This window comes from uncultured Aquincola sp. (genome assembly GCF_964001545.1).
Lineage (GTDB): Bacteria > Pseudomonadota > Gammaproteobacteria > Burkholderiales > Burkholderiaceae_C > Aquincola.
Map to the genome: position 1 here is coordinate 1 of NZ_CAXFDV010000318.1, position 10,564 is coordinate 10,564.

Annotated in this window: 12 protein-coding genes; 7 read left to right on the forward strand and 5 right to left on the reverse strand. The window is 71.5% G+C overall.

The genetic code is table 11. The annotated features are described in order from the left end of the window. Positions 1-984 (forward strand): AMP-binding protein (locus ABNT58_RS11145; protein ID WP_348753546.1); only part of this gene is annotated, 984 nt, incomplete at its 5' end. A gap of 28 nt (positions 985-1,012) precedes the next feature. On the opposite strand, the gene ABNT58_RS11150 is transcribed toward ABNT58_RS11145, so the two are convergent. Then, a complete protein-coding gene (locus ABNT58_RS11150; RefSeq protein ID WP_348753547.1) occupies positions 1,013-1,723 on the reverse strand; it encodes a hypothetical protein in 711 nt (236 codons plus the stop codon). Positions 1,724-1,874: 151 nt separating this feature from the next. On the opposite strand from ABNT58_RS11150, the gene ABNT58_RS11155 reads away from it, so the two are divergent. From ABNT58_RS11155 to ABNT58_RS11175, 5 genes are all read left to right on the forward strand, one after another. Further along, on the forward strand, positions 1,875-2,954 hold the full coding sequence (locus ABNT58_RS11155; RefSeq protein ID WP_348753548.1) for an aldo/keto reductase: 1,080 nt from the start codon (positions 1,875-1,877) through the stop codon (positions 2,952-2,954). 4 nt (positions 2,955-2,958) lie between these two features. After that, positions 2,959-3,450 (forward strand): aminoacyl-tRNA deacylase, encoded by a 492-nt coding sequence (locus tag ABNT58_RS11160; RefSeq protein WP_348753549.1) that lies wholly within the window; start codon positions 2,959-2,961, stop codon positions 3,448-3,450. A gap of 77 nt (positions 3,451-3,527) precedes the next feature. After that, a complete protein-coding gene (gene plsY / locus ABNT58_RS11165; RefSeq protein ID WP_348753557.1) occupies positions 3,528-4,184 on the forward strand; it encodes a glycerol-3-phosphate 1-O-acyltransferase PlsY in 657 nt (218 codons plus the stop codon). Next, positions 4,181-4,528 carry a RidA family protein gene (locus ABNT58_RS11170; protein WP_348753550.1) on the forward strand — a complete coding sequence of 116 codons (348 nt, stop codon included), beginning with the start codon at positions 4,181-4,183 and terminating at the stop codon, positions 4,526-4,528. Before plsY ends, ABNT58_RS11170 begins: the two co-directional genes overlap by 4 nt. Positions 4,529-4,547: 19 nt before the next feature. Then, complete coding sequence (locus ABNT58_RS11175; protein WP_348753551.1) at positions 4,548-4,928, forward strand: glutaredoxin family protein; 381 nt, start codon at positions 4,548-4,550, stop codon at positions 4,926-4,928. On the opposite strand, the gene ABNT58_RS11180 is transcribed toward ABNT58_RS11175, so the two are convergent. From ABNT58_RS11180 to ABNT58_RS11190, 3 genes are all read right to left on the reverse strand, one after another. Continuing rightward, positions 4,915-5,550, reverse strand: coding sequence for an L-threonylcarbamoyladenylate synthase (locus tag ABNT58_RS11180; protein WP_348753552.1), 636 nt, complete (start codon positions 5,548-5,550; stop codon positions 4,915-4,917). The genes ABNT58_RS11175 and ABNT58_RS11180 overlap by 14 nt on opposite strands. Before the next feature lie 19 nt (positions 5,551-5,569). After that, complete coding sequence (locus ABNT58_RS11185; RefSeq protein ID WP_348753553.1) at positions 5,570-7,171, reverse strand: response regulator; 1,602 nt, start codon at positions 7,169-7,171, stop codon at positions 5,570-5,572. 90 nt (positions 7,172-7,261) lie between these two features. After that, positions 7,262-9,229, reverse strand: a complete 1,968-nt coding sequence (locus ABNT58_RS11190; RefSeq protein WP_348753554.1) for a tetratricopeptide repeat-containing diguanylate cyclase — start codon at positions 9,227-9,229, stop codon at positions 7,262-7,264. A 74-nt stretch (positions 9,230-9,303) separates the two neighbouring features. Here ABNT58_RS11190 and ABNT58_RS11195 point away from each other — a divergent pair, with 74 nt between their 5' ends. Beyond that, a complete protein-coding gene (locus ABNT58_RS11195; protein ID WP_348753555.1) occupies positions 9,304-10,029 on the forward strand; it encodes a 2OG-Fe dioxygenase family protein in 726 nt (241 codons plus the stop codon). Here the strand turns inward: ABNT58_RS11195 and ABNT58_RS11200 are convergent. Continuing rightward, positions 10,017-10,564, reverse strand: a 548-nt coding sequence (locus tag ABNT58_RS11200) for a DUF502 domain-containing protein (protein ID WP_348753556.1), incomplete at its 5' end; no start/stop codon positions are given. The two genes, ABNT58_RS11195 and ABNT58_RS11200, sit on opposite strands and share 13 nt — an antisense overlap.

Consider the following 10,564-nt stretch of genomic DNA (forward strand, 5'->3'; position numbering starts at 1 on the left):
ACCGGCGGCCTGATCGACGTGCTGCTGCCGGTGCTGTATTTCGGCCGGCCGCTGGTGGGCTACAGCGGCCGCTTCGACCCCGAGACCGCCTTCGGCCTGATGCAGCGCCATGGCGTGACGCATACCTTCCTGTTTCCCACGGCGCTGAAGGCCATGATGAAGGCGGTGCCCGCGCCACGTCAGCGCTTTCCGAGGCTGCGGCTGCAGGCGGTGATGGCCGCCGGCGAGCCGGTGGGCGATGCGGTGATGGCCTGGTGCCGCGACGTGCTGCAGGTGCCGATGAACGAGATGTTCGGCCAGACCGAGATGAACTACATCGTCGGCAACTGCGGCGGCCTGCCTGGGGCCGACGGCAACGTCGCCCCCGGCTGGCCGGCCAGGCCCGGCAGCATGGGCCGGGCCTACCCGGGCCACCGCATCGCGGTGATCGACGACGAAGGCCGTGAATGCCCGCGCGGCACGCCCGGCGATGTGGCGCTGCACCGGCGCGACGTGCATGGCGACCTCGATCCGATCTTTTTCCTGGGCTACTGGCGCAACGAGCGCGCCACCGCCGCCAAGTTCACCGGCGACCCGCTGGATTCGTGGTGCCGCACCGGCGACACCGCGGTGATGGACGAGGACGGCTACCTCTGGTACCAGGGCCGCAGCGACGACGTGTTCAAGGCCGCGGGCTACCGCATCGGGCCCAGCGAGATCGAGAACTGCCTGGTCAAGCACCCGGCCGTGCTCAATGCCGCCGTGGTGCCCAAGCCCGATGCCGAGCGCGGCGCGGTGGTCAAGGCCTATGTGGTGCTGGCCCCGGGTCATGCGCCCGGCGACGCGCTGGTGGCCGAGCTGCAGGCCCATGTGCGCGGCCGGCTGGCGCCTTACGAGTACCCCAAGGAGATCGAGTTCACCGACAGCCTGCCGATGACCGTGACCGGCAAGGTGCAGCGGCGGGTGCTGCGGCTGCAGGAAGAAGAGCGGGCGCGGCGGGGTTAGCGTCTGCGGCGTCCGATGGTTGACCGGGTCAACAACTGCCCACGCTGCGCGGCGCTGTTTTCGCGTGCTCGCTGAACGGATCGAGCTGCGAGCCGCGGGTAGGCCGCGCGATGAAGCAGTCGTTGCCGCGGCGGATGCGCACGCTGCCGTCGGGCAGCAGTTCTTCGGTCACCGTGTTGTCCAGGCTGCGGGCCAGGCGCGCTTCCAGCGTCGGCCGCGGGCTGTTGGCGCGCGGGTCGGCCAGCGCTGCGGCGGCGGGGGTTGAGGGCAGCTGCCCGCGGCCGGGCAGGCGCAGGTTCAGCGGCGCGCTGGCGGGCGGCTCGGCCGGCGTCAAGGTGATGGCCTGGCCCACGGCTGGTGCGGCGTCGGGCGCTGGCGCTTCGGCAGGCCCGGAGCCGGGCACCGAGCCTGGCCCCCCGCCTGGCACCAGGGCAGGTGCCGTCGCAGCAGGCGCCGGGCGCGCCTGGGGCGCTGCATGACGTGAGGGCGCAGCCGTCGGCTGCGGCCCACCGGGTTCATCGGCAGCGGGCGACTGCGGCCACAGCAGCCGCAGCATCGTCACCGGCGCGGAAGGCGGCGCGCCCCGGGCGGGCAGCGGCTGGCGCGGCCAGGCGATGAAGAGCAGACCATGCAGCCCCAGCACCGCCAGCCACACCGGCCAGCCCCGCGCCCGGCCGGGCAGCGGGCGGGCCTCGAGGGAAGCAGCAGCAGGCGGCAGCAAGGGCAGGGCAGCAACCAAGGCAGTGGCGGGACCGGGGGCCCGCGGCAACGGCGTCGGCGCACTGTAAGCGGCCTTTCCGTTGCAACCTGCAGCACCCATGGGCTGGCCCGTGCACCCGCCGATACCCGCGCGCCTGAAGCCGCCCGCCGCCTGCGGCAAACTAGCCTGCATGAGCAGCACCACCCCCAACGACTTCCACGTTCGCCTGGGTCGCACCGACCTGCAGGCCACCCGCATCTGCCTGGGCACCATGACCTTCGGCGAGCAGGTGGACGAAGCCACCGCCTACACCATCATGGACCGGGCGGTGGAGCGCGGCGTCACCTTCTTCGACACCGCCGAGATGTACCCGGTGCCGCCTTCGGCCGCCCGCTACACGCTCACCGAAAGCATCATCGGCCGCTGGCTGGCGGCGCGCCCCGGGCTGCGTGAGCGGCTGGTGCTGGCCACCAAGGTGGCGGGCCCGGCGCGGGGCTACGACTGGATCCGCAACGCCAGCGGCGACCTGACAGGGCAAGACATCATCGATGCCTGCGAGGCCAGCCTGCGCCGGCTGCAGACCGACGTGATCGACCTCTACCAGATCCACTGGCCGGCCCGCAACGTGCCGTCTTTCGGGGCCCTGTACTTCGATCCGCAGCGTGACCAGCCCGTCACGCCCATCCACCAGCAGCTGGAAGCGCTGGGCCAACTGGTCCAGGCCGGCAAGGTGCGCGCCATCGGCCTGAGCAACGAAACGCCGTGGGGCGTGCATGAGTTCGTGCGCCTGGCCGAGCAGCACGGCCTGCCGCGCGTGGCGACGGTGCAGAACCCGTATGCGCTGGTCAACCGCAGCGTGGACAACGCGCTGGACGAAACGCTGTACCGCGAGCAGGTGTCGCTGCTGGCCTATTCGCCGCTGGGCTTCGGCCTGCTGACGGGCAAGTACGACGCCAAGGGCCTGGACGACGACAGCCGCCCGGGCCGCCTGGCGATGTTTGAGACGATGAAGAAGCAGCGCTGGGGCCGGCCTGATGCGCTGGCCGCCGCTCGTCTATACAACCAGCTGGCGCGCGACCACGGCTACACGCCGACGCAGCTGGCACTGGCCTTCTGCTACCGCAGCCACCGCGTGGCCAGCACCATCATCGGCGTCACCTCGGTGGCGCAGCTCGATGAGGACATCGACGCCTGGAGCGTGCCGCTGTCGGCCGAGGTGCTGGCCGAGGTCGACCGCATCCGCTGGCTGCACCGCGACCCTGCGCAGTAAGGCGATGGCCAAGAAGGACCAGAAGCACGTCAGCGAAACGCCGGCCACGCAGTGGCTGCGTCAGCACGGCGTGGCCTTCACCGAGCATGTGTACGACTACGTGGACCATGGCGGCACCGGTGAATCGTCGCGCCAGCTGGGCGTGGACGAACATGCGGTGGTCAAGACGCTGGTGATGCAGGACGACAAGGCGCAGCCGCTGATCGTGCTGATGCACGGCGACCGCCAGGTGAGCACCAAGAACCTGGCGCGTGCCATCGGCGCCAAGGGTGTGGAGCCCTGCAAGCCCGAGGTGGCGCAGCGCCACAGCGGCTTTCTGGTGGGCGGCACCTCGCCCTTCGGCACCCGCAAGGCGATGCCGGTGTACGTGGAGCAGTCGGTGCTGGCGCTGCCCGGCATCTACATCAACGGCGGGCGGCGGGGCTTTCTGGTGGGCATCGCGCCAGGGGTGCTGACGGACCTGCTTGGTGCCAAGCCCGTGCACTGCGCGAACTGATGAGCCGCTCGGCCGTGCCGCATACACTGCCCGGCTGATCAAAAACCGAGGTGGAGCGCGTGGTGAATGGCACGTTGATGGCGTGGTCGTGGCTGCTGGCCGTGGTGGTGGCTTATGCCATCGGGTCGCTGTCGTTCGCGGTGATCATCAGCCGCGCGATGGGGCTGTCGGACCCGCGCAGCTATGGCTCGGGCAACCCCGGCGCCACCAACGTGCTGCGCTCGGGCAACAAGAAGGCCGCGCTGCTGACGCTGGTGTTCGATGCGCTCAAGGGTTATGTGCCGGTGGTGGTGGCGCTGCTGCTGGCGCCGCGCTTCGGCTGGGGTGAGGGCACCATCGCCGCCGTCGGGCTGGCGGCCTTTCTCGGCCACCTGTGGCCGGTGTTCTTCCGCTTCCAGGGAGGCAAGGGCGTGGCCACCGCGGCCGGCGTGCTGCTGGCGCTCAACCCGATGCTGGGCGCGGCCACGCTGGTCACCTGGCTGATCATTGCGTACTTCTTTCGCTACTCGTCGCTGGCCGCCATCGTGGCCGCGGCCTTCGCACCCTTTTACCAGCTGCTGATCTGGGGCCCCGGCCCAATGGCGGTGGCCATCGCGGTGATGAGCCTGCTGCTGGTGTGGCGCCATGCCGGCAACATCCGCAAGCTGATGGCCGGCACCGAATCGAAGATCGGCAGCAAGGCGGGCAAGACCGCCACCCCTGCTTCCCAACAACACCACGGAGTGAAGAAATGAGCGTTCAACGATTCGACGTCGGCACCCGCCTGAGCGAGATGGCGGTGCACAACGGCACCGTGTGGCTGGCCGGCCAGGTGCCCAGCGATGCCACGCAGGACATGACCGGTCAGGCCCAGCAGGTGCTGGCCGCCATCGATGCGCTGCTGGCCCGCGCCGGCACCGACAAGTCCAAGATCGTGATGGCCCAGGTGTTCGTCACCGACCTGGCCGAGTTCCCCGCCTTCAACGCCGTGTGGGACGCCTGGGTGGCCCCGGGCAATGCGCCCCCGCGCGCCACCGTGCAGGCCGCGCTGGCCAAGCCCGAGTGGAAGGTGGAAGTGGTCGTCACCGCGGCCGTCTGACGCCCGGCTGCCGAACGACATGGCCGCCAGCCGCCCCTCCGCCCGCTCGCTGCTGGGCCTGGTGCTGCTGATCGCGGCCATCAGCGGCGGCACGCAGTGGTGGCATGCCACCGCGCAGCAACGGGCCGCCGAGCGGCTGGTGGCAGTGGCGCGGCCGGGCGACATCCGGTTGATCTCGTCGACCACCTGCGCCTATTGCACGCAGGCCCGGCTGTGGCTGCAAAAGCACCGCGTGCCGTTCGAAGAATGCTTCATCGAGCAGGACAGCGCTTGCCAGGCCACCTTCCAGGCCCACCTCGCGCCCGGCACCCCCCTGGTGCTGGTGGCCGGCAGCCGCGCGCTGCTGGGCTTTGACCCGCAACAGGTGCTGCAGGCATTGGCCGGCCTCAATCGAAGTTGAGGCCCAGGCTCGCCGGATCGCCCCGGCCCAGGCGCACCAGCTGCGGTGCGTCTTCAGCGGTCAGGTCGATCACCGTGGTGGGCTCCATCGGGCAGGCGCCTGCGTCCACCACCGCCTGCACCAGCTTCTGGTAGCGCTCGCGGATCTCGTCGGTGTCGTTCAAGGGGTCGGTCTCGCCGATCGGAATCAAGGTGGTGGCAAGCAGCGGCGCGCCATGTGCTTCCAGCAATGCCTGGGTCACCCGGTGGTCGGGCACGCGCAGGCCGATGCTGCGGCGGGAAGGGTGGCTCACCCGCCGCGGCACTTCCTTGGTGGCTTCGAGGATGAAGGTGAACGGCCCCGGCGTGCCCAGCTTGAGCAGGCGGTACTGCTTGTTGTCCACCCGGGCGTAGCTGGCCAGCTCGCTCAGGTCCCGGCACAGCAAGGTGAGGTGGTGCTTGTCGTCCACCCCGCGGATGCGGCGCAACTGGTCCACCGCCGATTTGTCGTCGAGGTGGCACACCAGCGCATAGCTGCTGTCGGTGGGAATGGCCGCCACGCCGCCCTGCTGCAGGATCTGCGCGGCCTGCTTCAGCAGGCGGGGCTGCGGGTTCTCGGGGTGGACTTCAAAGTACTGCGACATGGTGCGATTGTCCGCTGCCTCAGGCGCTGGCCGAGCTGCCGGGGTGGCCGAACAAGGCGTCGAGCGCGCCCAGCAGCGAAGGCAGCTCCATCGGCTTGGTCCAGTAGTCGACGAAGCCTGCGGCCAGCGCGCGCCGGATGTCGTCGGGCAGCATGTTGGCCGACAGCGCGATGCAGGGCAGGTGGGCCGTCTGCGGGTCGGCGTGCAGCGCCTTCAGCACGGCATGGCCATTGGTGTCGGGCAGGTGCATGTCCAGCAGCACGAGGTGGGGTTGCATCGATTGGGCAAGCCGGATGCCGCTCGCCCCGTCTTCGGCCACCTGCAGCGTGATGCGGGGCCGGTGCGCGACCGAGGCCTGCAGGATCATCGCGTTGATCGGGTTGTCCTCGATGTAGAGCACGCGGCCGCGGCCGTCGTCGGCCAGGCGCGGCAGAGGCCGGCGCTGGCCGCTGGCGCTGGCCGGCAGGCCGGGTGGCGCGGGCGAGGCCAGCGGCGCCGGCCGTGACCAGGCCTGCGCCTGCGGGGTGGCGGCCTGCTGCAGCCAGACCTCGAACACGCTGCCCTGGCCGGGGCTGCTGCGCACCCGCAAGGAGCCGCCCATGCTTTCGGTCAGCACCTTGGCGGTGGCCATGGTGCTGGCGTTCAGCCCGCTGTCTGGCGCTTCATGCTCGGGCGTGTCGGCATAGGGGTGGAAGAGGCGCGCCTGCTGCTCGGCCGACAGGCCGGGGCCGTCGTCGGCCACCGACAGCACCACCTGCGCCTGGGCCTGCGGGCCGAGCGGCACCGAGCGTGCACTGAGGGTGACGGTGCCACCGGCGCGGTGGCCCTGGATGGCGCGCGACAGCAGGCCCACCAGCACCTGTCGCAGCCGTGTGGGCTCACCCACCGGCGGCGCGCCGTGCTGCGTGCTGACTTCGATGCGCACGTGGCGCGCCGCCGCCGCCGCGCGCACCAGCCCCAGCGCCTGGGCCACGACCGCCGGCAGGTCCACGGGCTGCCGGCGCGCCGCGCCGGTGCCCGGGGTGGACAGGTCGAGGGCGCCGTCGATCAGCGCCAGCAGGTGGCGGCTGGCGCCTTGCACCTGTTCCAGCTGCTGGCGGCGCCGTGCCAGGTCCGACGGCGGGTCGGCCATCAACATGAGTTGCGTTACCCCCAGGATGGCGTGCAGCGGCGTGCGCAGCTCATGGCTGATGTGGGCCAGCAGGTGGGACGCCACCGGCAGGGCCGGCAGCGGATCGGCCTGTTCGCGCACCACGGCCAGCAGCTGCTGAGGGCCGGTGGCCTCCAGGTGCAGCGAGAGCCAGCGCGGTGCTTGCGCGCCCGTGGCCGGCGTGCGGAAGTGCAGCGTCAACGGTGCATCGGTGCGGCGCAGCCAGCGGCGCACCAGGTCACGCAGCCAGGGTTCGTCTTCGGCGTGCACGCTGTGGCGCAGCCAGCCGGCCAGGGTGCGGGGCGGGCGGCGGCCCGGCGGCCAGGCGTGCAGCGCATGCATCTGCGCATTCCAGTGCACCCGCCAGCGCTGGCCCTGCCGTTGCAGCGTGCACAAGCCCAGCCCGGCAGCGCGGGCTGCCGTGTCGAGCAGTTGCCGCGCTTCGAGGGCGCTGGTGGAGGGTGTGGCCACACGGGCAGTCTAGGTAAAGTGTGACTAGATGCCAACTGTGATCGGCAAGAACGATAACGGTGCGGAATACGCACCGACCGGGCGATGCGGTCAGGCGCCGGTGCTGCCCGAAGCCGCGGCGCCCTGTGGCAGCGCCGCGGGCATGGTGGGCAGGTGCCGTGCGGCGCCGATGGCGGCCTCTGCCTCCTGAGCGGCCAGGGCGCCGCTCAGGCCGGTGCGGGCCACCACCCGGTTGCGGCCGGCGGCCTTGGCGGCGTACAGCGCTTCATCGGCACGGCGCAGCAGGCTGCTCACGTCGTCTTCCCGTTCGGCCAGGCTCAGGCCGATGCTCACGGTGATCGGGCTGCCGTCCAGCTCCCACGCACGGGTGTCGATGGACTGCACCTGCCGGCGCAACTGCTCGGCCACCTCGGCCGCGCGCACGATGTCGGCGCGGGGCAGCCACAGCGCAAATTCTTCACCGCCCAGCCGGCCCACCACCGCCGGGCGCTGCGCGGCCTGCCGCAGCACCGCGGCCACGGCGCGCAGCACCTCGTCGCCCACCAGGTGGCCACGCAGGTCGTTGAAGCGCTTGAAGTGATCCAGGTCCAGGATCATCAGCGCGCCTTGGCGGTTGCCGGCGCGCAGCGCCGCTTCCAGCTGTGCCAGCAGGTGGCGGCGGTTGGGCAGGGCGGTCAGCTCATCGGTCATCGCCAACTCGCGCATCGCACGGCCGCTGCAGCGCTGGCGCCAGGCCAGCACGGCCAGCAGCGCGGCCAGCGCGGTGGCCAGCAGCAGCACCACCAGCTTGAGCGTGCCGATGCGCCGCTCATGCGCCAGCGCGGCATCGGCGGCGGCCTTGTCGCGCAGCAGCAGCTCGTTCTCGCGCTCCTTGGCGGCGCTGTTGAACTCGATCTTCAGCGTGGCGTAGCGCTGGTCGAGCTGGCGCTTGAGCAAGGTGTCCGACGCCTCCTTCCAGGCGGCCTGCTGCTCGTAGGCGGCGCGCCAGTCGCCCTGGTCGTGCAGCAGCCCGGCCAGCTGGGCGCGGGTGCTCACCTGCTCGGCCAGCGAATCGGCCTGCTCGAAGATGGCCAGCGCCTGGCGCAGGACGCCGGCGGCCTCGGCAGGGCGGTGCAGCTGGCGCAGCGCGATGCCCCGCTGCAGCAGCGATTGGGCCTGCAGGCGGGCATCGGGCGTGTCTTCCTGCATCGGCGCGGCCAGGTCCAGCAGCGCCAGGGCCTCGGCCGGGGCGCCGCGTGCGTTGCGCACGCTGGCCAGGCCGCGCAGCGCATACGCCTCGCCACGCGGGTAGTCGAGCTTGCGGGCCAGCTGCAGGGCTTCTTCAAAGGCCTTGTGGGCTTCGGCCCATTCGCCCATGTTTTCCAGCGTGCGGCCCAGGTTGTGCAGCGTCACCATCTGCTCGCGCACACGGCCGGCTTCGCGCTGCAGGCGCAGCGAGCTTTCCAGGTAGGCACGGGCCTGCGCCGCATCGCCCATGCGGTTGAACAGCACGGCGATGCCGTTGAGCGTGTTCTGCGCCTGCTGGGTCTGCTGCAGCTTGTCGTACAGCGCCATCGCCGCGCGCATGTCGGCCAGACCGGTGGCCAGTTCGCCCTGCACACCGCGCAGGTAGCCGCGCTGGAACAGCGCGTCGGCCATCAGCTCTTCGTCGGCGGCCTGCTGGGCGCTGGCCACCGCCCGCTCCAGGAGCTCGAGGGCGCGGGCACTGGCGCCCCGCGCCTCTTCGATGCCGCCTTCGCAGATCAGCACTGCCGCCTCGGCGCCGGGCCGGCGGGCAAAGCGCAGCTGGTTGCGCATCAGCCCGGCTTGCGCCTGGGCGGCTGCCAGGTCGCGCTCGGTCTGGTAGTCGCACAGCAGGCCGCGGGCGCGCAACTGCAGGTCGGCATCCGGCTCGCGCGCCAGGGTGTCAAGCGCCTGTTCGGCCAGCGCGCGGCTGGTTTCGGGGTGGGTGCCCAGCGCCTGACGGCTGCGTGCCAGCAGCTCGGCTGCCGGGTGGGCCAGCAGCGGCGGCGCATGCAGCGCCAGCAACATCGCGAGAAGACGGAACTTGCTGTACATCGGAGGCAGACCGCTGGGGTTACCGATTGTGCCGTGCCGGCGCGGCACCGCCGCCGGTTATCCTCGCAGCGACCATGTTGCAGCCCCCGATCACCCCGCCAGCACATGCCGATGCCGCCCTGAAGCGGCAAGGCCATGCGGTGCTGGATGCCGCCGGCCTTTGCGCCGCCCTCGACACCTCCCCCGAGGCGCTGGGCCGCTGGCCGGCTTTCTGGAACCACCTGCCGCCCGACCAGCACCTGCGCGACGGCGGCCGCTACCGCAAGCGGCGGCATGGCTGTTTCGTGGTCGATGGCGACCAGGTGAGCCTGGTGCCGCACCGCGCGCACTGGCAGCCGGTGGAATACAACGCGCTGCACGGCGGCATCGAACGCTGGTTCGAGCCGATCGAGCCGGCGCTGCTGCAAGACCCGCTGTGGAACCGGCTGCTGGTGGTGCTGGCCGAGCGCGCCAGCGCGCTGCGCGGGCCGCAGCCCTGGTACATCGAGGCGCATCCCTTCCGTATCGACACCGAAGGCGGCATCGGCCGCCCCACGCCCGAAGGCGCCCACCGCGACGGCGTGGACTTGGTGGCGGTGATCCTGGTGGCGCGTGAGCACATCAAGGGCGGCGAGACGCGGGTGTTCGAGGCCGACGGCCCGCACGGCCTGCGCTTCACGATGACGCAGCCCTGGACCACGCTGCTGCTGGACGACAGCCGCGTGATCCACGAGAGCACGCCCATCCAGCCCGATGGCGCGGGCGGCCACCGCGACACGCTGGTGATCACGCTGCGCGCAGGCGGCTTTCAGGGCCCCTGACGCACCGGCGCGGCGCTGCCGGCCACCGGCGGCGCCACGCCCAGGTGCTGGGCCGAGGTCAGCCCCATCGACACGTAGATGCTGGTCACCGCATCGATGCCCACGTCGGCCCGCACCACCCATTCTTCGGGCACGTACAAGAGCCCGCCGCCGATGGGCACCGGCGAGGTGGGCACCATCACCGCCAGGTAGCGGCGGCCTTCCAGCAGCACCGGCTCGGGGCTGCCCAGCAGCGCCAGCGCCGCGGCGCCGCCCACGCCACCGAAGTGGCACCACACCGGGCTCATCGAGCGCAGGCTGTCGTCCTGCCCGGGCGCGAACAGGCCCACCATCTTGCGCACCATGTCGTACACCGTGCGCACGACCGGGATGCGCAGCATCACACCGTTGACCAGCCGCGCCATGCCGCGCTGCAGCCCGGTTTCCACCAGCACGCCCAGCACGAAGATGGCGGCCGCCACCATGGCCACGCCCAGCAGGTAGCCCAGCGCCTCGCTGCCGGCCAGGCCCAGGCCCAGCGCCATGAACAGGCTGC